We start from the raw sequence: 20,855 nt of genomic DNA, 5'->3' as shown, positions 1-20,855 counted from the left end.
TACCGTGGAGGCGTGGACGAACGGGCGGCGCCGAGCGCAGGGCCCTCGGTCGACGTGCTCGTGGTGGGCGCCGGCCCGACGGGACTTGCGCTGGCTGCCTTCCTCACCGCCGAGGGGGCATCGGTCCGTCTGGTCGACCGGCTTCCCGACCGGGTGCACGAGTCACGAGCCCTGGCCATCCAGCCGCGCACGCTCGAGCTCCTCGCGGGACTCGGCGTGACCGCCGAGCTCGTCGCACGCGGCAACCGCGGCGTCCGTGTGGTGATGCACTTCCCGCGACGCACCGTCGCGGCGAACCTGTTCGAGCTGGGGCTCGACGACACCGCGTACCCGTACCTGTTGTTCCTCTCCCAGGCGGTCACCGAGGAGGTCCTCGGCGCCCACCTCGCCACCCGAGGGGTGCCGGTCGAGCGTCGGGTCGAGCTCGTCGACCTGCGGCAGGACGCCGACGGGGTCACCTGCGAGCTCGCCGGACCCGACGGCGCATCGTCACGGTGTCGAGCTCGGTTCGTCGTCGGGTGCGACGGGCAACGCAGCTCGGTGCGACAGCTCGCCGGTATCCGCTTCGGGGGCTCGGCCTATCCGCAGACGTTCGTCCTGGCCGACGTCGAGGCGGACGGGATCGCGCCGGGCTCCGCGCACGCGTTCGTCACGCCTCAGGGCTTGCTGTTCTTCTTCCCGCTCGGACGTCCGACGACCTGGCGGATGCTCGCCATGCGACGGCCGGACGAGACGGGCCTGCTCGACGAGGCGCCGACCCTGGCGGACGTGCAGATCCTCTGCGACACGTACGCCGGGGGCGACGTCTGGCTGCACAGCCCCGCGTGGACGACGAGGTTCCGGATCCACCACCGCCGCGCGGAGCACTACCGGGCGGGTCGGGTGTTCGTGGCCGGCGACGCGGCGCACGTCCACAGCCCGGCCGGGGCGCAAGGGATGAACACCGGGATCCAGGACGCCGCGAACCTGGCGTGGAAGCTGGCAGCGGCGTCCCGCGGGTCCGCGTCCGGCGTGCTGCTCGACTCCTACGAGGGCGAGCGGGCGCCGGTCGGGCGCGAGGTCCTGCGCTTCACGGATCGGGCCTTCCGCATCGCGACCTCGACCAGCGCGCCCCTCCGGTTCGCCCGGGGGAGGGTGGCGCCGATTCTTGTCCCGCTCGCGCTCCGTCTCGCCGTCGCCCGGTCGCGAGGGGTCCGCCTCGTCACCGAGCTCGACATCCGCTACCGCGACAGCGCACTGTCGGTCGACGCCCCGGAGGCTCCACGCCACGGGCCGCGCGCGGGCGATCGGGTCCCAGATGCTCGAGTGACGGTCGACGGTCGACCGACCTCCCTGCACCACGTCCTCGGATCGCCCGGGTTCCACCTCCTGCTGCTCGGCCCTCGAGGCGCATGGACGGACGAGACGGTCATGGCGCGGGCAAGCCGGTCGGGCGTCGCGGTCCATCGGCTGTCCGACGACGCGCGGGCAGGAGTCGTCCACGACGTCGACGGGACGGCCCGTCGTCTCTTCGGCGCCGACGGAGGTGTTGTGCACGTCCTCGTGCGTCCCGACGGCTACATCGCCCACCGCGGCGGCGCGAACCTCGCAGGAGCCGAGGCCTGGTTGACCGAGCACGTGATGCCGCTGGACTGACGGGACGAGGACATCCACCGGGCCGCCCGGCCTTCCGTGCGCCGGACAGGACGTTGGTCCCTGTCCTCGCGTCCACGAGGCATCGACACTTGTCGATATCGACGGTTGTCGATGCGATAGCGGGAGGTCGTGGCGGATGAGCACCATCGCAGTCTTCGAGCCGGCACTGTGCTGCAGCACCGGGGTGTGCGGCCCGGACGTCCCGCAGGAGCTGGTGACGTTCTCCGCCGACCTCGACTGGCTGCGGGACCAGGGTGTCGCGGTGACGCGGTTCAACCTGGCCAGCGAGCCAGGGGAGTTCGCCGGCACCCCTGCCGTGCTGGACTTCCTGCAGGTGTCCGGATCAGAGGGCCTTCCGCTCGTCCTGGTCGACGGGACCGTCGCCATGGCGGGCCGGTATCCCAGCCGTGCAGAGCTGGCGCGCTGGGCCACGGTCGGCGCGGCCACGCCGGCCCGCGCCGTGCTGCCGATGGCAGGGTCCACCGGTGGGTGCTGCGGCGGAGGTGGGTCGTGCTGACCGATCCGGCCCTGCCGCGCTTCCTGGTCGGCGCCCCCAGGTTCCTGTTCCTGACCGGCAAGGGCGGGGTGGGCAAGACCTCCATCGCCTGCGCCGCCGCGATCGCGCTCGCCCGCACGGGCAGGTCCGTCCTGCTGGTCAGCACCGACCCCGCGTCCAACGTGGGCCAGGTGTTCGGGCTGAGCATCGGCAACACCATCACACGCGTCCCCGCGGTGATCGGACTCTGGGCGCTGGAGATCAACCCGGAGCAGGCCACGGCCGCCTACCGAGAGCGGATCGTCGGCCCCGTCCGTGGCGTCCTGCCCGCCGCCGAGGTCGCGCTCATCGAGGAGCAGCTGGCCGGGGCGTGCACCACCGAGATCGCCTCGTTCAACGAGTTCACTGCACTGCTCACCCAGGACACGGCTGCGGAGTTCGATCACGTCGTGTTCGACACCGCGCCGACCGGGCACACCATCCGGCTCCTGCAGCTGCCGTCGTCCTGGACCGACTTCCTCGACGAGGGCAAGGGCGACGCCTCCTGCCTCGGACCCCTGGCCGGCCTCGACCGGCAGCGCACGGTCTACGCCGCGGCCGTCGCCGCCCTCGCCGACCCCGCCCGCACCCGCCTCGTCCTGGTGACCAGGGCTCACCAGGCGGCGGTCGCGGAGGTCCAGCGCACCCATGACGAGCTTGCCGCCCTCGGGCTACGTCACCAGCACCTGGTGGTCAACGCGGTCATGCCCTTTCCCGTCTCCGGGGACGCGCTCGCCACAGCCGTCCACGAGCGCGAGCAGGCGGTCCTCGCGGCCCTGCCCCCCGAGCTCGCCGCCCTGCCCCGCGACGTGCTCACCCTCAAGGGGGAGAACATGGTGGGCCTCGACGCGCTCGGCCGGCTCTTCACGCCGGACGACCCGTCGGCCATCCAGGTCCCCGAACCGCGGGGGCCCGTCCCGACGGGAGTCGACTCGCTGGGTGCGCTGATCGACGAGCTCGCCACCCAGGAGCACGGCCTGATCATGACGATGGGCAAGGGGGGCGTCGGCAAGACCACTGTCGCCGCCGCGATCGCCGTCGCGCTCGCCGACCGTGGACTCTCCGTCCATCTGACCACCACCGACCCCGCGGCCCACCTCGGGCAGACCCTTGCAGGGTCGGTGCCGAACCTCGAGGTCTCACGGATCGACCCTGCCGTCGAGACCGAGCGCTACCGCCAGTCGGTCCTGGCCCGCCGGGGCGCCTCCTTGGATCCCGCCGGACGCGCCAGCCTCGAGGAGGACCTACGGTCCCCGTGCACCGAGGAGATCGCTGTGTTCCAGGCCTTCTCGAAGGTCGTCAACGACGCCCGACGTCGATTCGTCGTGATCGACACCGCCCCGACCGGCCACACCCTGCTGCTCCTCGACGCCACCGGGTCCTACCACCGGGACATCGTGCGCCAGATGGGAACGACCGCTGCGACGTTCACCACCCCGATGATGCGCCTGCAGGACCCCGGCTACACCAAGGTCCTCATCGTCACCCTGCCCGAGGCCACGCCCGTCCTCGAGGCCGAGGAGCTCACCGATGACCTCCGCCGCGCGGGCATCCACCCCTGGGCCTGGGTGGTCAACAACACTGTCGCGGCAGCGTCGACCACCGATCCGCTGCTGCGGCGGCGCGCCGCCGCCGAGCTCGGTGAGATCGCCCGCGTCCGAGCCGAGGGCGCCGCACGGTGCGCCATCGTCCCGCTCCTGGCATCCGAGCCTGTCGGTGTCGGTGCTCTCCGTGCGCTCGGCATGCGTGACGCACCTGCTGAGGTCGCGGTCTGAGAACGCGCCGACAGGCGCGAGCAGGTGCGAGCCTGACCCCGGTCCGACCTCAGGCGAGCGAGAGGAACAGCTTCTCGAGCTTCTGCACGTCGAGGGAGGCGGGTTCGCCGTCCTGCTCGGGCTGGGTGAGGCACTGCCGCATGCCGGAGGCGATGATCGCGAAGCCTGCGCGGTCGAGTGCGCGGGACACGGCCGAGAGCTGCGTGACGATGTCCTCGCAGTCCCGACCCTCGTCGAGCATGCGCACGACGGCGGCGAGCTGGCCCTGGGCGCGCTTGAGCCGGTTGGACACCTTGGACATCTCGTCCTTGTCGAGCTCCATCGGGGACCTCTCTGGTTGCGGGGCGGTCAGCGGCAGGTGCACTGCTGGGTGCGGGGTACCTGGGCCATGACGGCGTCGACGTGCATGCCGCAGCCGGACCAGGTGACCTTGCCACAGCGGGAGCAACGGACGGGCGAGCACATGGGGTTCTCCTTCGTCGGGGGTGGGTCAGCGGCGGACGGCGCCGCCGGCGGACTGCCAGGCGCCGATGCCGCCGGACAGGCTCGTGGCGTCGAAGCCGAGCGTGCGCAGGTGCTTGGCGGCGCTGCGCGAGCGCATGCCCGAGGCGCACATGACCACGACAGGCGTGCCCTGCGTCAGGCGGCGGGGGGCCTTCTCGATCTCGCCGAGCGGGACGTGCACGGCCTGGGGCGCGTGACCGGTGTTCCACTCGGACCGTTCGCGCACGTCGAGCAGGGCTGCCCCGTCGCGGACGAGCTCGAGCGCTCGGACGGCGTCGATCGTGGGCCGCAGGGTGTTGCCGCTGTCTGTGCCACCGAAGAGTCGGCGCAGGGTGCTGCTGAGGGACATGGGCTTCTCCTTGGGGGTCAGGCGATGAGTTCGGGGCGGACGGCGGTGAGGGTCAGCCACCCGCCGGACAGGTTGCGGGCGTCGATGCCTGCGGCGAGCAGGACGCGGGTGGCGATGTGCGAGCGGACCCCGGAGGCGCAGTGCACGCTGACCGGGCGACCGGCCGCGGCGGCGTGCACCTCGTCGAGACGGCCGCGCAGCTCGGTGTGCGGGATGTGCAGCGCGCCCTTGAGGTGTCCCCGGTCGAACTCGCCCGGCGAGCGGACGTCGAGCACGAGGGTGTCGGCCAGGACGTCGTCGAGCTCACTCGCGTGCCACTGCGGCGTGGTGCCGTCGAGGACGTTCTGCGCGACGAAGCCCAGCATGTTCACGGGGTCCTTGGCCGAGCCGTAGGGCGGCGCGTAGGCCAGCTCCAGCTCGGCGAGGTCGTCCGCCGTCATCCCGGCGCGCAGAGCCGTGGCCAGCACGTCGATGCGCTTGTCGACACCGTCGCGACCGACGGCCTGGGCGCCGAGGAGCCGCCCGTCGGGGGCGAACGAGGCCACGAGGTGGATCTGTTCAGCGCCCGGGAAGTAGCCGGCGTGGTGGCCGGGGTGGATCCGGACCGCCTCGTGCGCGATACCCGCGCGAGCGAGCGTCAGCTGGCTCGCGCCGGTGACTGCCGCGGTGAGCCCGAACAGCCGAACGATCGCTGTGCCCAGGACGGCTGCCTGCGGGGTGGTGCGCCGTCCGAGCATCGAGTCGGCGGCTCGCCGCCCCTGGCGGTTGGCAGGGCCGGCGAGCGGCACGGGGCCGACCGCCCCGGTGACGGCGTGGACGACTTCGACGGCATCGCCGACCGCCCAGATGTGCGGGTCGGAGGTCCGCTGGTCCTCGTCGACGCGGATGGCACCGTGGCGACCGAGCTCGAGCCCGGCGTCGCGTGCCAGTTCGCTCGCCGGGCGCACCCCGACGTTGACGAGCACCAGGTCGGCGCTCAGCTGCGTGCCGTCGGACAGGACGACGCTCAGCGCGGAGTCGGAACCTGGGTGGAGGGCCTGTGCCGAGACGCCGAGGTACAGGCCGACGTCGTGTGCCGTCAGCTCGTCGGCCAGCAGCGGTGCCAGCTCGGCGTCCAGGGGTGGCAGGACGTGGTCGGCCAGCTCGACCACGTCGACCTCGAGGCCGCGGGCGACGAGGGCCTCGACCGCCTCCAGGCCGATGAACCCGGCGCCGACGACCACTGCGCGCGGGCGCTCGGCCCGCTCGGCGACGAGGCGACGGACGTGGTCGTCGACGGCGTCGAGGTCAGGGATGGTCCGCAGCGCGTGCACGGCCGGGTGGTCCAGCCCGTCGATCGGGGGTCGGACGGCGACCGCACCGGGGGAGAGCAGCAGGGCGTCGTACGCGAGGTCGTAGCGGTCGGCGCCGGCCGTGACGGAGACCGTCCGTGCGGCCCGGTCGATCGCGGTCACGCGGTGGCCGGTCCGCACGTCGAGCGCGAGCGCGGCACCGAGCGAGGACGGCGTGTGCAGGAGCAGGTCGTCACGCCGCTCGATCTCCCCGGACAGGTGGTACGGCAGCCCGCAGTTGGCGAACGAGACGTAGTCCGACTGCTCCAGCACGACGATCTCGGCCCGCTCGTCGAGGCGCCGCGCGCGAGCCGCCGCACTCATGCCGCCGGCGACACCGCCGACGATGACGATCCTGCGAGGGTCGCGGTCCGGGCGAAGGTCTCTGTGGTTCATGGATCCAATATACCCCAGGGGGTATCCCGGACGAGCATCCGCGGCGCGCACAGCGGTGTCGAGCAGGGCGGTCACCTGAGTGATCGGCGCATCGTGGGCAAGCACGAAGTCTCGCCCGAACAGCGGACCAGGCGTCGGGTGCCCCGGGGGAGCTCGACGTTCAGACCGGCTGGCCGGGGGCGGGCATCAGGTCGATGTCGAACCGTGATCCGCGGTCGCGTCCGGCACTGGTGGCCGTGACGGTGCCGCCGTGGGCGTGGACGATCGCGCGGACGATCGCCAGGCCGATTCCGGAACCGCCACTGGTGCGGTCCCGCGCCGTGTCGACTCGGTAGAAGCGCTCGAAGATGAGGCCGAGCTGATCAGGGTCGATGCCTTCGCCGGTGTCGGCGACCGTCAAGCGGACGAGACCAGCCTCGGTCAGGTGTGCGCTGAGGCGCACCGATCCGCCGCGGGGTGTGTGTCGCCGGGCGTTGTCGAGCAGGTTGCCCAGCACCTGGCTCATCCGATCGGCGTCGGCGGCGACGGTCGGCAGTCCTGGGTCCACGTCGAGCTCCAGCTCGACACCGGCGGAGTCGTAGCCGCTGCGGGCAGCGGCGAGCGCTGCGGACAGGAGCGCGTGCGGCGACGTCGGCGCGAGGACCAGGCTGCGAGCGCCCTGTTCCGCGCGTGTCACCGCCGCGAGGTCGGTGGCGAGGCGTGCCAGTCGCGCGCCCTGGTCTCGCAGCACGCTCACGGTCTGCGGTGTCAGGGTGGTCACCCCGTCCTCCAGTCCCTCCAGGTACGCGCCGATGACCGCGACCGGAGTGCGGACCTCGTGCGCCACGTCCGCGAGCAGCCTCTGTCTGAGGGCTTCGCTCTCCTCGAGCTGGCGAGCCATGTCGTTGAATGCGTCGGCGAGCTGGTCGAACTCGACGCCGAGCGACGGGCGGTCCACGCGCGAGTCGAGATGGCCGGCCGCGATACGGGTCGCGGCCGAGGTCAGGGTGCCGAGGGACGAGGCGATGCGCCTGGTCAGGAACACGCTCACGGCGAGCGACGCGGCCACTGACGTGACCAGGGCGATCGTCAGCGTCAGAGCGCTGGCCGACTGGAACGCCTCTTCGGCGTGCATGACGGCTGCCGGGCCGGCCCCCATGCCGACCTCGCCCATGTGCTGATGGAAGACGACAGGACCCACCGCCGCGGCGACGATCCACGCGGTGAACCCGCCGGCCAGGACGACCACGGTCATGGCCGCCAGGAGCCTGCCGGCCAGGCCCCATCCCGGTGACGTCATCCGCCGGTGCCGATGCGGTAGCCGACGCCCCGGATGGTGCGGACGTAGCGCTGCGCGTCGGCCGTGTCGCCGAGCTTCTGCCGCACGTGGAGCACGTGGACGTCCACCAGGTGCGGGTCACCTACCCAGTTGTCGCCCCACACGGCCTCGATCAGGACGCGTCGGCTGAAGACGAGCTGCGGGCTGGCGGCCAACGCCGCGAGCACGTCGAACTCCGTCCGCGTGAGCGGCACCGGGTAGCCGTCGAGGAGGACCTCTCGGCCCGGCAGGTCGATCGAGAGCGAACCGATGCGCAGTGGCTCACTCGCTGCCGTTGAGCCGTCAGCAGTGCGCCGCGGTCGGCGGAGCAGGGCGGAGATCCGCGCCAGCAGCTCGCGCGGGCTGAACGGCTTGGTCATGTAGTCGTCGGCGCCGACCGACAGACCGATCAAGGTGTCGACCTCCTCGCTGCGGGCGGTCAGCATGATCACGTAGCAGTCGGAGAACGAGCGCAGCTGCCGGCACACTTCCACGCCATCGATCCCGGGAAGTCCGAGGTCCAGCACCACGACGTCGGGGTCGATCGACCGCGCCGCCTCGAGACCTTCGAGTCCGTCGTGGGCCAGGTGGACCTCGAAACCGTCGCGTTCCAGGTAGTCGGCGATCAGGGTGGCGAGCGCCTCCTCGTCGTCGATGACGAGAGCACGCCGGCGTGACGGCAGCTGCGGGGCCATGTCGGCCATTGTGTCCGGTCGGCACCCTCAGGTGGCGGACCACCGACCGCTCGCGTCATGGCTTCATCGAACGCTCATCAAACCCGGCGACGGCAGGACAGCTTCGCTCGACCACGTCGGCTTCATCAAGGCTTCATCGCCGGCTGGGAAGTTCCGTATGGGCACCCGCGTTGTACCGAACGGATACCCCCATGGGGTATGCGAAACAGGTTGTCCGACGAGACGTGGGAGCGGGGTCATGAAGGTCGAGACGACAGTCCTGGAAGTGGGGGGCCTCCAGAGCTGCGAAGGCCGCTCCGTCCCGCAGCACGTCTGCGAGCCGATAGACGATCCGGCCGGCAGCCGGATGTCCGCTTCGAGCGCTGACCTCGCGGCGTCGAACCAGGATGCCGGGTCCGTGCACGCGCACCACGGTGGCGACGATGCGACCGAAACGATGTCGGCGCAGGACGCGATGGGGCACGGAGGTCACCACGGCGGCGGCTCGATGGCGGACATGGTCCGCGACATGCGCAACCGCTTCCTGGTCGCGCTGCTCCTGTCGGTCCCGATCGTCCTGTGGTCCCCGATCGGACGCGAGCTGCTCGGATTCTCGGCCGGCACCCCGTTCGGCCTGCGCGACGACGTGCTCAGCCTGCTGCTGTCGCTGCCGGTGATCTTCTACTCGGCGTGGATCTTCTTCGACGGCGCGTACCGGGCGCTGCGGGCCCGGACGCTGGACATGATGGTGCTGGTCGCGGTCGGTGTGGGCACCGGGTGGCTGTACAGCCTGTGGATCACCCTCACCGGCGGCGGTGAGGTCTTCTACGAGGCCGCCACGGTCCTGACGACCTTCGTCCTGCTCGGCCACTGGGTCGAGATGCGGGCCCGGGGCGGCGCGAACGACGCCGTCCGCACACTGCTCGAGCTCGCCCCCGACACGGCGGTCGTCCTGCGGGACGGAGCCGAGGTCGACGTCCCGACGGGTCAGGTCCTCGTCGGCGATCTGCTGCTGGTGCGGCCCGGAGCGAAGGTTCCCGTCGACGCGGTCGTCGAGGCGGGCGAGTCCGAGGTCGACGAGTCGATGGTCACCGGAGAGAGCCTGCCGGTGCCGAAGGCTCCCGGGTCGCAGGTCATCGGTGCGTCGATCAACACCACCGGGACGCTGCGGGTACAGGCCGCCAAGGTTGGTTCGGACACCGCCCTGGCCCAGATCGTCGCCCTGGTCCAGGAGGCACAGAACTCCAAGGCGCCAGGTCAGCGGCTCGCCGACCATGCGGCGTTCTGGCTCGTTCTCGTCGCTCTCGTCGGGGGCACCGTCACGTTCCTCGCCTGGACCCTGGCCGGGGCCAGCGTGCCGACCGCGATGCTGTTCGCCATCACCGTGGTCGTGATCACCTGCCCCGACGCCCTGGGCCTGGCCACACCGACCGCCATCATGGTCGGCACCGGCTTGGGCGCACGCCGCGGCGTCCTGTTCAAGAACGCCACCGCGCTGGAGACGTCGGCACGCATCGACACCGTGGTGATGGACAAGACCGGCACCCTCACCAGGGGCGAGCCGGAGGTGACGGATGTGGTCGTCGATCACCTGCCCGAGCTGGAGGTCCTCGCGCTGGCGGCCGCCGTGGAACGCGAGTCCGAGCACCCGCTGGCGCGTGCCGTCGTCGCGCACGCCACCACGCTCGGCGCTGCCGTGCTCGTCGCCCTCGACTTCCGCAACGTTCCTGGCCACGGTGCCGGCGCCACGGTGGACGGTCACCGAGTCCTGGTCGGCAACCAGCGGCTGATGGCCGCCGAGGGCGTCGCGCTCGGGGACCTGTCCGCCCGCCGCGACGAGTTCGCGCAGTCGGGCAGGACCGCGGTGCTCGTCGCGGTCGACGGTCGCCTGGCGGGCGTCATCGCCCTGGCTGACGCCGTGCGCGAGACCGCCACCGCAGCCGTCGCCTCCTTGCACGAGGCCGGTCTCGAGGTCGTCATGCTGACCGGCGACAACGAGGCGACCGCCCACCGCATCGCCGGCCAGCTCGGCATCGACACCGTCGTGGCGGAGGTGCTGCCGGGCGACAAGGCCGACCAGGTCGCCCGTCTGCAGGCCGATGGACGCACGGTCGCCATGGTGGGAGACGGCGTCAACGACGCCCCCGCCCTGGCCACGGCCGACCTCGGCATCGCGATCGGCGCCGGCACGGACGTCGCCATCGAGACCGCCGATGTCGTCCTGATGCGGTCCGACCCGCTCGACGTGGCGATCGCACAGCGGATCGGAAAGGGCACGTTGCGCAAGATGCGGCAGAACCTGGGCTGGGCGATCGGCTACAACGCGCTCGCACTCCCGATCGCGGCAGGCGTGCTCTACCCGTCGCTCGGCGTGTCGCTGAGCCCCGAGATCGCCGCCCTGACGATGTCCGGGTCCTCGGTGATCGTCGCCGCCAACGCCCTGCTGCTCAAGCGGCTGACCCTCCCCGCAGGTCAGCGAACCCACGAGCTCACGCCCACGACCGCGAGGGAATCACTCGGCGGGAGCGCAGGGCGGTGAACGCCGCGCCCTCCCGGGATCGGAGCGCCACCTTCATCAAACCTTGATGCGACGGCGACCGGCCATGCGGGTGTCACGGCGCAAGGTGGGCAGGGCCTGTGCACTCACCGACCGCAAGGAGACCAGACTGATGAACGAGATGCGTCGCCGCCTGACTGCCTCCGCCGCCGCGGTCGCCCTGGCGATCACCCTGGCCGCGTGCTCCAGCAGCAACGACGCAGGGCAGACGCCTGGCTCGGACCAAGGCACGCAGAGCACCGCGGCCACCCACAACGACGCCGACACCCAGTTCGCGCAGCTGATGGTCATCCACCACCAAGGCGCCATCGAGATGGCCGACGTCGCGATCGCCCGAGCCGCGAGCCCCGAGGTCAAGGCCCTCGCACAGCGCATCCAGGCCGCTCAAGGGCCTGAGATCGACCTCATGACCGGTTGGCTCAACGACTGGAACGAGGAGACGTCACACGACATGGGCATGGACCACATGGACATGGGCGGGATGGACATGGACGGCATGAGCCAGTCCGAGGTGATGGACGAGCTCGACGGCCTCGACGGCACCGAGTTCGACCGGTCCTTCCTCGAGCGCATGGTGGCGCACCACCGCGGCGCCATCGAGATGTCCGAGCAGGAGAAGGCCGAGGGCCTGAACCCCGACGCCCTGGCCCTGGCGGGCACGATCATCGACGCCCAGACGGCGGAGATCACGGAGATGCAGAACCTGCTCGCTGGCCTGTAGGGGTGGATCGTCATGATGTGGTGGGGACACGGCGGATGGGGCGCGAGCGCCTGGGTGACCATGGCCCTGACGATGCTCGTGCTCTGGGGACTGGTCGCGGCACTCGTCGTCTGGATCATGCGCAGCGTCTCCAGCGACAGGGCGACCCTGGGCGACGCTGGGCGAACGCCCCCGAGCCCGGACAGCGTTCTCGCGGACAGGTTCGCCCGCGGCGAGATCGACGAGAGCGAGTTCATCCGACGCAGAGACGCACTGCACGGCTCACGAGGTGAACCGCGAGAACCTTGAGATCCGTGAGACCTCTCCGGCCCGACCCGGGGGAGGGCTAGACGCCGTCGCCCGGGATCACGGGCGGACGCGCGCCCTCGTCGATGCCCGACCACCAAGGACGCCGGGATACCCTCGGCAGTCGTCTTCCGTGGCGCCGAACCGTTCCTCCGCCCGAAGGCTCCGAGGACCATCGCTGGCTGGGACCGGGAAGCAAGGTCGTACACCGAGTGCCGTCGGAGTGAAGCCAGCAGCCCACCACGCAGTAGTCCGGGAGGACGCCCATGCCCGCACGCCCCGACGCGCGGCCCCCTCTGAATGCGCTCGACGGCCGTGACGCTGCTCGCCGGCCCGCGGTGCCCGGCCTGACGGTGTGCTCGCTCTGCGTCGGTGAGACTCTCGGTGACGCCGACGGGCGACGTGGTGGACAGCTCGCGCGGCTGCGAGAGCTCGAGGCCGTCGGCGCGGCGCGCCTCACCCTGGCGGAGTGCCTCGACGAGTGCGATCGGGGTGACGTCATCGTCGCGCGGTCAGCCCGATCCGCACGGCGCCGATCAGCCCGGCCGGTGTGGCTCGAGCGTGTAGCCGGAGACGAGCTGACAGCGTCCCTGACCACCTGGCTCGCACGAGGCGGCCCGGGACAGGCGCCGCTGCCGGCGGCCCTCGAGGCGCACGTCATCGACCGGTCGGCGTCCGCTCGCCCCACCTCGACGGCCGAGCTCGCCTAGCTGGCGAGGCCTCCGGTGTCCGTCTCGCCGGACGGGAAGAGTTGCATCGCTCACTCGTCAGTGGGTCATGCCCTCCATCTGCGAACCGTCGTCCATGACGTGGGTGGGGTCCCATCCGAGGACGGTGGGGTCGAGCATCCCCGCGATCATCGCGATGTGGGCGACCACCAAGAAGATGCCGACGAAGGTGGCGTGGATCTTGCGGCGGTGCTGCTCTCCCCACGCGGCTCCGAGCACGCGCGTCTCCAGCAAGGCCATCCCGTACAGCGGCACGACACCGAGCAGGTAGAAGCCGACGGCGATGACGTCGGCGGGACCACGCCACCCCCCGGAGGTGGTCAGCGGGATGACGGCGTTCTCCATCAGGTAGACGAAGACCCCGAAGAAGTAGAACCCGACGAACATGCCCGTGTACCGGTTCAGGGCGAGCACCGTGCGGCCGGCCCTCTGCGGGCTGAACAGGATGACGAGCTCCGTGACCGCGATCGTCTCGGCGGCGATGACGGGGATGGCCATGAACAGCAGCAGGTTCCACGGCTGGTTCGCGGCGAGCAGACCCATGTAGTGCGTCGAGCCCATGTCCTCGCCCGCCGGCCACACCGGCAGCAGGAGAGCGACGACCCCGATGGCGACGCTGAGCGCCACGACGAGTGCGACCCGGATGGTGTAGGTCCGGGACGATCCGGAGAGGGCGGACGCGGCGGCTGCTGCGCGAGGTGCGGTGGTGACCATGAGATTCCCCGATCGTGACGCCGGGCCCTCCGGCGCGTTCCCGAACCATCCCAAGTCGGGGTTGTGTGCTCACTCAGGAACCATGAAGAGTCGATCAAGGTTGCTCGCCGTGGCTCATGGCGCAAGACGAACCGGGAACGGGGTCGCCGAGATCGGTGGTCCACGGCTCCTCTGGCAAGACGTGCGCGAGCACCGCGGGCGTGCCTCGCTCTGGGTGTCTACGGCTTCGTTGCGACACACCGCCAAGATCATGCGGTTCGTCCCGCGGTCGGCTCCCTGGGCGCGACCTGCGGCGCCGCGGCTCTCGGCGCCGTCATCTGCCCGTCATGTCGACCGAGGTCACGCCGTGCAAGGGTGAAAGCGTGGGACCACGGCCGCCGGGCACAGCGGAAGCAGAGCGGACAGCACCGGTGCTCGCCACGAGACGGGCTGTCGTCGCGGTCGGACTGTGGCTGACGGGTCTCGTCCTTCTCTGGGCCGTGGGGCGCGTGCTCGCGGACCGTGGAGCGGTCGTCACCTACGGGAGCGCTCCGCCGTTCATCGGCTACCTGCACGGTCGCGCGTCGGTCGGCACCGTCCTGGCCGTGGTCGTCGCCGGCGTGGTGGTCCTCTCGGGACCACGCTTCGCACGCACCGCACGCTGGCGACTCGTCCTCCTGGCCGGGTGGGGAGCGTCGACGCTGTTCGCCGTGCTCCTGGCCGCGACGGACGGTCTCAGCGCGATCGCCGCGCCTCTGACGGACGAGAACGACTACCTGGCGGTCGTGCCCGCCGTGGCCCAGGACCCGGGGGAGTTCCTGCGCAGCTTCACCGATCAGGCCCTGACCTACCCGGTGCACGTGCGCGGCCACCCACCTGGCGTGCCGTTGCTGCTCGGCGGGCTCGACCGCCTGGGACTGGGCGGCGCGGGGTGGATGGCGGCGCTCGTCGTGGTCGTGGGGACGAGCTCGGTGGTGGCGGTGGGTGTCACGGTGCGGGCTCTCGCGGGAACGCGCGGCGAGGAGACGGTGCGCCGGGCGCTGCCGGCCGTCGTGCTCGCACCGGCGGCGCTGTGGCTCGCGACATCGGCCGACGCGCTCTTCTCGGGCGTCCTGGCGTGGGGCGTCGCCCTGCTCGCCATCGCCTCCACCCGGGAGGGGCGGTCGTGGCCGTGGGCGATCGCCGCGGGGCTGGTCCTGGGTCTGTGCCCGTTCCTGTCCTACGGGCTGCTGCCGATGGGTGCGCTCGCGCTGGTCGTCGGGATCGTCACGAGGCGGTGGGCTCCCACCGTCGTGGCCGGCGTCGTGGTGCTGGCCTGCGCGGCCGCGTGGGGTGCGGCCGGGTTCTGGCTGCCGGACGGCATCGCCGTCACGCACCTGGCATCCACGCTCGGCCGAGCCGCTGACCGGCCCTACCTCTACTTTCTCGTCGCCGACCTCGTCCTGCTCGGCACCCTCGTGGGGCCGGCCGGTGTCGGAGGGCTCGTGGGCCTGCGTCACCTGCCGCGCGCCGTGCGGCTCCTCGTCGTCGTCGCGCTGGGCGCCGCGCTCCTCGGCGCCCTCTCCGGGGTGGAGCGCGGGGAGGTCGAGCGCATCTGGTTGCCGTTGGCGTGCTGGGTGCTGCCCGTCGCGGCGACGCTCGCAGACAGACGGGGGTGGCTGGTCGCGCAGGCGAGCGCGACGATCGCACTGCAGGTCGTGCTGGTATCGCCCTGGTGATGCGGACCGTCAGGTAGCCGTCATCGCATGACCGGGTCCGGCCGCCGACGGCCCGACCTAGGGTCGAAGTGTGGCGCGCACCCGGCTGAGCGACCTCCGGAGGCAGCCGCCGGACCAGGCGGACTTCCGGTCCCCGGTGCACGACCCGCGCGTCGTGGCCCGGGTCGGCGTCCTGCTGGCCGCGGCGATCGGCACGGCGTTCGTCACGGGGCTGCTGTCCCACCTGCACCAGCACCCGGCGGCCTGGGTACCGTTCTCGCCGTTGCCGGTCTGGGGATTCCGGCTGAGCCAGGGTCTGCACGTCGCTGCCGGTCTGGCCGCGCTGCCGCTGCTGCTGGCCAAGCTCTACGCCGCCTACCCGGCACTGTTCCAGCGCCCACGACTGCGCGGGCCGCTGCACCTGCTCGAGCGGGGTTCGGTGGCGGTCCTCGTCGCCACCGCGATCTTCCAGGTGGTCACCGGGCTCCTCAACATCTTCCAGTGGTACCCGTGGTCGTTCTCCTTCGTGCGTGTGCACTTCGCGGTCGCCTGGGTGCTCGTGGGGTCGATCGTCATCCACGTCGCGGTGAAGCTGCCGACGATCGCGGCTGCGCTCCGGCGCCCGGTCGGCCAGGAGGCCGACGGCGAGCACGACGGGCCCACGCGGCGCGGCTTCCTCGCGGGCATCGCGGTGACCGTCCTCGGGCTGACGGCACTGACCGTGGGGCAGACGGTGGCGCCGCTGTCCGGGCTGGCGGTCCTCTCGCCCCGCCAGTCCGGGGTCGGCGTCCAGGGTGTGCCCGTGAACCGAACCGCCCGGGGTGCGGACGTGCTGGACCGAGCGATCGACCCGGCGTGGCGGCTCTCGGTCCGTGGGCCTGGCGGGACCCTCCGGCTCTCGCGGGCCGACCTGGAGGCGATGCCTCAGGTGACGGTCGTGCTCCCGATCGCCTGCGTCGAGGGGTGGAGCACGACCGCGACGTGGCAGGGGGTCAGGGTCGCCGATCTGGTCTCCGCCGTGAGCGGTCGCGACGACGCCGACGTCCGGTTCGTGAGCCTGCAGGAGGCCGGCTCGTACAAGGAGTCCGTGCTGCCCGCTGCGTACGCCCGGCACCCCGACAGCGTCGTCGCGCTCCGGCTCGGCGGCGAGCCGCTGCACCCCGACCACGGATACCCGGCGCGGTTGATCGCCCCGAACCGGCCGGGCGTCCTGCAGACCAAGTGGCTCGACCGGATCGAGGTCGCACAGGCATGACCGAGACCTGGACGGCAGCGCGCCTGGCCCTGCTGGGTGCCGGGGTGGCGCTGGTCGGAGTCGGCGTCGTCGTCGGGCTCACGTCCGTGCCCCAGGGCCATTGGTCGTCCGTGCTGCTCTGGCTGGCCGGCGGGGTCGCGGTGCACGACGCCGTGCTGGCACCGGCTGCGGTGGTCCTCGGCGCGCTCGTCCTGCCGCGGGTGCCGGTGGGCTGGCGTCCGGCGCTGCGGGCCGGGGCCCTGGGCGCAGTCGTCCTCGCGATCGTCGCGGTCGTGATCGTCGTGGCCTCCGGCATGCGCCGTGACCCCTCCGTGGTCCCCGTGCCGCTGTCGACCTCCCTGGTCGTCGCCTCGGCGGTCCTGGTCCTCGCCGTCCTGGCGGGCGCGGCCGTCGGTACGGCGCGGGCCCGGCCGCGGGCACCCGAACCTGCGGACCCCGACCTCCTGCCGCGCGAGGACGCCGACTGACGGACCCCTCAGAGCGCTCGCAGCGCGACGACGGTCCGACCCTGCAGGCGCCACTGCTCCAGGACCGCGAACCCGCACCGCGGGGCCAGCCGGACGAGCGCGTGCACGCCGATCCGCGCCCACGGCATCGGACGACTGGTCCGACCGTCGGCACGGCGCAGGGTCAGTGGCGCGGTGTCGTCTGCGTCGTCGTCGACGTCGGTCTCCACCAGGACGAGGCCGCGGGCGCCGACGAGCGTGCGGCACCGGTCGAGCAGCGCCGCCGGGTCGCCGCCGATGCCGATGTTCCCGTCGGCGAGCAGGACCGTCCCCCACCGGCCCTCGGCGGGGACGTGGTGCTCGACGGCACGCCGCAGGACGGTGGCCCCCCGGCGGCGCGCGTGCTGGACGGCGCGGGACGAGATGTCGATGCCCAGGGCCGGGATGCCGCGTGCGTTCAGGGCGCCGACGAGCCGGCCCGGTCCGCACCCGACGTCCAGGACAGGGGCCTCGCAGCGCGCGAGCATCAGGTCGTCGATGGCGTCCGGCTCGTCCCTCCAGCGCGCCACGGCGAGCGTGACGATGCCACCCGAACCGAGCGCGACGACAGGCTCGCCGTCGAGCGCAGCCTCGTAGAGCGTCATGGGGTGTGGACGCATCAGCGTGGCGCCGGGTCGTCGGCGAGGCGACGCCACGCGGCAGCGAACCGCGTCGCGGGTGCACCCAGGGCGACCGCCCGCGCGTCGGCGGGCTCGTCGACGTCACGGAGCCGGGGGAGGAGCCGCACCCGGAGCCCGAGGTCCCGGAGCCGCCGGAGCTGGGCCGCGCCGGTCCGGGCCGTCGACATCGGGACGCCCTCGAACACGCGCTCGTCTGCCTCGCGCAGCCCGATGGCCCAGTAGCCTCCGTCGTCGGTCAGACCGAGCACGGCGTCGGCGTCGGCGAAGTCGACGCGCGCGAGGTGCCCACCGAGCTGGGGGGTGTCCATCCCGACCAGCAGCGCAGGGGAGTGCCCCGCGCGCTCCAGAACGCCACGGAAGGCGGCCGCCAGCCTGAGACCGAGTCCGCCCGTCGGCTGCGCCACGACGTCGAAGCCCGGCGGGAGCCACGGGCCGGGTTCCCCGTCCAGAGCGACGACCCGGTGGGTCGCCGAGGTCGAGGACATCGCGACGAGGGTGTCCTCGAGCGCGGCCTGGGCCAGGGTTGCGGCGTCGAGCGGGCTGAACGCGCTGTGCAGCCGGGTCTTGACGCGTCCGGCGACGGGCGCCTTGGCGAGCAGCACGACGGCCCGCGCGGGTTCGGCCGGGACGGTCATGACGCCAGCACCGCCGACATGTCGCGCACTGCGCGGACCACGCCCAACGGGGTCCCGGTCACCTTGGAGCGACCCGTCCGTGGCGCGTAGTCGACATCGACCTCGCTGATCCGCCAGCGGCGGTCGGCCGCGCGGACGACCATCTCCAGCGGGTACCCCGAGCGTCTGTCGTGCAGGTCGAGCCCCAGCAGAGCCGCCCGGCGACCCGCTCGCATCGGCCCGAGATCCTTGAGCCGCAGCCCGGTCCGGCGTTCGAGCCGGTGGACCAGGACGGTGTTCGCGACGCGCAGGTGCCACGGCCAGGCGGCTGCCGAGGTGGGCCGCCGCCGCCCCAGGACGAGGTCGGCCCCCTCGCGCAGCGGGTCGAGCACCCGGTCCAGCTGCCGCGGGTCGAGGCTGCCGTCGGCGTCCATGAACGCCACCACGTCCGCGGTCGCGGCGAGCAGACCGGCGTGACAGGCCGCTCCGAACCCGCGGCGTTCCTCCCGGACGACGTGAGCGCCGAGCGCGCGTGCGACGTTCGCGGTGTCGTCGGTCGACCCGTTGTCGACGACGATCGCGCGCAGACCCGGCGGCACCCGCGGGAGGACCCACAGGAGCGCGGCCGCCTCGTCGAGGCAGGGGAGCACCAGGTCCACCGTCGGGTCGCGACCAGTCACGCGTCCACGCTAGGTGGGGTCCACCGACGGGCGGGCTCGGCCAGGATGACCGTTCGATGACGGATCCGCTCCGGAGGGCGTCCACGGCCGGTTCGGGTCCGCCGCACGTCGGGACGCGGGCTAGCGTGACAACCATGCCCAGTGTGCTGGTGGTCGACGACGAGGAGCTCGTGGCGCGCAGCGTCGCCGCCTACCTGGAGGCGGACGGCGTGCAGGCCAGGGTCGCCGGCGACGCGCGCGAGGGCGAACGCCTCTGGCGGGAGACCCGACCCGATGCCGTCGTGCTCGACGTGCGGCTTCCCGGCACGTCGGGGCTCGACCTGCTGCGCCGCATGCGGTCCGACGCCGACCGCACCCCGGTGGTCCTGCTCTCCGGACTCGGCAGCGTGGACGACCGCATCATCGGGCTCGAGCTCGGTGCCGACGACTACCTGACCAAGCCCTTCAGCCCCCGCGAGCTCGTCCTGCGCGTGCACGCCTTGCTGCGGCGAGGAGACATCCATCCCGGTGACGGCTCGCGACCTGTCACCGTCGGCCCGCTGACGCTGGAACCGTCCACCCGGTCGGCGTCCCTGGCCGGGTCCGAGCAGGTGCTGGCCCCGCGTGAGTTCGACCTGCTGCTCTTCCTCGCGCAGCACGCCGGGTCGACGTTCGGCACTCGTGAGCTGCTGCGTCGGGTGTGGGGCTGGGACTTCGGGGACGACTCGACGGTCGTCGTGCACGTGCGCCGCCTACGTCGGAAGTTCGAGCCCGACCCGTCGGAGCCGATGCTGCTCACGACGGTGCGGGGGACGGGCTACCGGCTCGGCACCGCGGACGAGCTGACCGCGTCGCTGGCCGAGGCCTCGAGGTGAGCCGGGACCTCTGGTTCATCGCCGGCATGACCGCACTCTGCGCGGTCGGTGTCGGCGTCGTCGGCGCGCTCGTCGTCAACCGGGTCCGTCGTGCGTCCTTCGTCGCGGCGATGGTGGTGACGGCCCTGGTCCCGGTCGCCGTCGTCGCGCTCGCGATCTGGGTGAACGTCGGGGCGATGTTCCTCTCGGAGCACGACGCGGCGGTCGCTCGCCTGGTCCTGGGGCTCTCCTCACTGCCCGCGGTCGTGCTCGCGGTGCTGCTCGGGCGCTTCGTCCTGGCCGACGTCCGTGTCGTCGGTGCGCAGGCGCGCGGCCTCGCGACCGAGGCGGGTCTCCCGGCGGCGTCTCCCGTGACCGCCGAGCTCGCGGAGCTGTCGTCCGAGCTGGCGCGAACCCGGGTGCGGCTCGAGGCGTCGCGGGAGCGGGAACGCGCCCTGGAGTCCGCTCGCCGGCAGGTCGTGGCATTCGTCACCCACGACCTGCGGTCACCGTTGTCCGGCGTCGGCGCGACGATCGAGGGTCTGCAGGACGGGGTGATCACGGACACCACGACCGCCTACCTCGGTATCGGGGCCGCCGTGGAGCGGATGGGCCGCATGATCGACGACCTCACCGAGCTGTCGCGCCCCGACGGACCGGCGCCGTCCCGGCCGCCACAGACGGTGGAGCTGAGCGCAGTCCTGACCGACGTCCTCGCCCACTCGGCGCCTGCGGCCGTCGCCCAGGACGTCGACCTGATCGTCGACGTCCAGCCAGGGCTGGAGGTGGTGGGCCTCCCTGATGAGCTTGCCCGGGTGCTGGACAACCTCGTCGGCAATGCCGTGCGGAGCAGCGGGCGCGGCGGCACCGTGCGCGTCGCCGGCTACCGGCACGACGGCCAGGTCCGGGTCGCCGTCGAGGACACCTGCGGCGGGATCCCGGACGAGGAGCGCGCGCACGTGTTCGAGGAGGGATTCCAGGGCGGCGGCGCCCATGGCGAACGCCGGCGGGAGACCGGGTCGACCGGGTTGGGACTGGCGATCGTCGGGACCGTCGTCGCGGCACACGGCGGTCGGGTCGACGTCGAGGCCACCGACGCGGGATGCCTGTTCGAGGTCCGGCTCCCCGCACCGGGAGAGACGACCGAGGCGGTGCTCCAGGACTGAGCGC

At 72.4% G+C, this 20,855-nt stretch carries 20 protein-coding genes; 11 read left to right on the top strand and 9 right to left on the bottom strand.

The features are described 5' to 3' along the window. Window positions 1-12: 12 nt before the first annotated feature. The 3 genes from ASD16_RS07715 (at window position 13) to arsA (ending at window position 3,945) form a co-directional block, all read left to right on the top strand. Complete coding sequence (locus ASD16_RS07715) at window positions 13-1,635, top strand: FAD-dependent monooxygenase (RefSeq protein WP_082570649.1); 1,623 nt, start codon at window positions 13-15, stop codon at window positions 1,633-1,635. Between the two features lie 136 nt (window positions 1,636-1,771). Next, window positions 1,772-2,152, top strand: a complete 381-nt coding sequence (arsD, locus tag ASD16_RS07710; RefSeq protein ID WP_055914973.1) for an arsenite efflux transporter metallochaperone ArsD — start codon at window positions 1,772-1,774, stop codon at window positions 2,150-2,152. Beyond that, window positions 2,149-3,945 (top strand): arsenical pump-driving ATPase, encoded by a 1,797-nt coding sequence (gene arsA, locus ASD16_RS07705; RefSeq protein WP_369817946.1) that lies wholly within the window; start codon window positions 2,149-2,151, stop codon window positions 3,943-3,945. The genes arsD and arsA overlap by 4 nt, the downstream gene beginning before the upstream one ends. 49 nt (window positions 3,946-3,994) lie before the next feature. On the opposite strand, the gene ASD16_RS07700 is transcribed toward arsA, so the two are convergent. The 5 genes from ASD16_RS07700 to ASD16_RS07680 all read right to left on the bottom strand — a co-directional run bounded on the left by ASD16_RS07700 (window position 3,995) and on the right by ASD16_RS07680 (window position 8,526). After that, window positions 3,995-4,267, bottom strand: a complete 273-nt coding sequence (locus ASD16_RS07700; protein WP_055914970.1) for a metal-sensitive transcriptional regulator — start codon at window positions 4,265-4,267, stop codon at window positions 3,995-3,997. A gap of 168 nt (window positions 4,268-4,435) precedes the next feature. Next, on the bottom strand, window positions 4,436-4,798 hold the full coding sequence (locus tag ASD16_RS07695) for a rhodanese-like domain-containing protein (protein WP_082570648.1): 363 nt from the start codon (window positions 4,796-4,798) through the stop codon (window positions 4,436-4,438). A 17-nt stretch (window positions 4,799-4,815) separates the two neighbouring features. Next, entirely contained in the window at window positions 4,816-6,525 is a 1,710-nt protein-coding gene (locus ASD16_RS07690; RefSeq protein WP_055914966.1) for an FAD-dependent oxidoreductase, read from the bottom strand. Between the two features lie 160 nt (window positions 6,526-6,685). Continuing rightward, window positions 6,686-7,804: a cell wall metabolism sensor histidine kinase WalK gene (locus ASD16_RS07685; RefSeq protein ID WP_055914963.1), complete on the bottom strand. Its 1,119-nt coding sequence runs from the start codon at window positions 7,802-7,804 to the stop codon at window positions 6,686-6,688. Next, window positions 7,801-8,526: a response regulator transcription factor gene (locus ASD16_RS07680; protein WP_055914960.1), complete on the bottom strand. Its 726-nt coding sequence runs from the start codon at window positions 8,524-8,526 to the stop codon at window positions 7,801-7,803. The genes ASD16_RS07685 and ASD16_RS07680 overlap by 4 nt, the downstream gene beginning before the upstream one ends. 427 nt (window positions 8,527-8,953) lie before the next feature. Between ASD16_RS07680 and ASD16_RS07675 the strand changes: the two genes are divergently transcribed. The 3 genes from ASD16_RS07675 to ASD16_RS07660 all read left to right on the top strand — a co-directional run bounded on the left by ASD16_RS07675 (window position 8,954) and on the right by ASD16_RS07660 (window position 12,769). Then, complete coding sequence (locus ASD16_RS07675; RefSeq protein WP_235523157.1) at window positions 8,954-11,035, top strand: copper-translocating P-type ATPase; 2,082 nt, start codon at window positions 8,954-8,956, stop codon at window positions 11,033-11,035. Between the two features lie 46 nt (window positions 11,036-11,081). Beyond that, window positions 11,082-11,774, top strand: a complete 693-nt coding sequence (locus tag ASD16_RS07670; RefSeq protein ID WP_369817933.1) for a DUF305 domain-containing protein — start codon at window positions 11,082-11,084, stop codon at window positions 11,772-11,774. 551 nt (window positions 11,775-12,325) lie between these two features. Then, the gene (locus ASD16_RS07660) at window positions 12,326-12,769 is read left to right on the top strand and encodes a hypothetical protein (RefSeq protein ID WP_235523153.1); all 444 of its coding nucleotides are present in this window, start codon (window positions 12,326-12,328) and stop codon (window positions 12,767-12,769) included. Between the two features lie 57 nt (window positions 12,770-12,826). Here ASD16_RS07660 and ASD16_RS07655 read toward each other — a convergent pair whose 3' ends face one another. Next, on the bottom strand, window positions 12,827-13,501 hold the full coding sequence (locus ASD16_RS07655; protein ID WP_082570645.1) for a DUF6803 family protein: 675 nt from the start codon (window positions 13,499-13,501) through the stop codon (window positions 12,827-12,829). A gap of 410 nt (window positions 13,502-13,911) precedes the next feature. Here ASD16_RS07655 and ASD16_RS07650 point away from each other — a divergent pair, with 410 nt between their 5' ends. From ASD16_RS07650 to ASD16_RS07640, 3 genes are all read left to right on the top strand, one after another. Then, window positions 13,912-15,198 carry a hypothetical protein gene (locus ASD16_RS07650; protein ID WP_055914951.1) on the top strand — a complete coding sequence of 429 codons (1,287 nt, stop codon included), beginning with the start codon at window positions 13,912-13,914 and terminating at the stop codon, window positions 15,196-15,198. Window positions 15,199-15,268: 70 nt separating this feature from the next. Continuing rightward, window positions 15,269-16,432 carry a molybdopterin-dependent oxidoreductase gene (locus ASD16_RS07645; protein WP_235523152.1) on the top strand — a complete coding sequence of 388 codons (1,164 nt, stop codon included), beginning with the start codon at window positions 15,269-15,271 and terminating at the stop codon, window positions 16,430-16,432. Then, a complete protein-coding gene (locus ASD16_RS07640; protein WP_055914948.1) occupies window positions 16,429-16,899 on the top strand; it encodes a hypothetical protein in 471 nt (156 codons plus the stop codon). The genes ASD16_RS07645 and ASD16_RS07640 overlap by 4 nt, the downstream gene beginning before the upstream one ends. Before the next feature lie 8 nt (window positions 16,900-16,907). On the opposite strand, the gene ASD16_RS07635 is transcribed toward ASD16_RS07640, so the two are convergent. From ASD16_RS07635 to ASD16_RS07625, 3 genes are read right to left on the bottom strand one after another with little or no spacing between them, the layout of a single operon-like run. Continuing rightward, a complete protein-coding gene (locus ASD16_RS07635) occupies window positions 16,908-17,522 on the bottom strand; it encodes a bifunctional 2-polyprenyl-6-hydroxyphenol methylase/3-demethylubiquinol 3-O-methyltransferase UbiG (protein WP_055914945.1) in 615 nt (204 codons plus the stop codon). Window positions 17,523-17,536: 14 nt separating this feature from the next. Beyond that, window positions 17,537-18,193, bottom strand: coding sequence for a DUF2064 domain-containing protein (locus tag ASD16_RS07630; protein ID WP_055914942.1), 657 nt, complete (start codon window positions 18,191-18,193; stop codon window positions 17,537-17,539). Beyond that, complete coding sequence (locus ASD16_RS07625; protein WP_200942878.1) at window positions 18,190-18,852, bottom strand: glycosyltransferase family 2 protein; 663 nt, start codon at window positions 18,850-18,852, stop codon at window positions 18,190-18,192. Before ASD16_RS07625 ends, ASD16_RS07630 begins: the two co-directional genes overlap by 4 nt. Window positions 18,853-18,986: 134 nt before the next feature. On the opposite strand from ASD16_RS07625, the gene ASD16_RS07620 reads away from it, so the two are divergent. Both ASD16_RS07620 and ASD16_RS07615 read left to right on the top strand, forming a co-directional pair. Continuing rightward, a complete protein-coding gene (locus tag ASD16_RS07620; RefSeq protein WP_055914939.1) occupies window positions 18,987-19,706 on the top strand; it encodes a response regulator transcription factor in 720 nt (239 codons plus the stop codon). Continuing rightward, entirely contained in the window at window positions 19,703-20,851 is a 1,149-nt protein-coding gene (locus tag ASD16_RS07615; RefSeq protein WP_055914936.1) for a cell wall metabolism sensor histidine kinase WalK, read from the top strand. The genes ASD16_RS07620 and ASD16_RS07615 overlap by 4 nt, the downstream gene beginning before the upstream one ends. Window positions 20,852-20,855 lie beyond the last annotated feature (4 nt).

It is taken from the genome of Cellulomonas sp. Root485 (assembly GCF_001426705.1).
In the GTDB taxonomy this organism is placed as follows: domain Bacteria; phylum Actinomycetota; class Actinomycetes; order Actinomycetales; family Cellulomonadaceae; genus Cellulomonas.
Note: the sequence above shows the minus strand (reverse complement) of the source record. Positions and strands in the feature narration are given on the sequence as shown.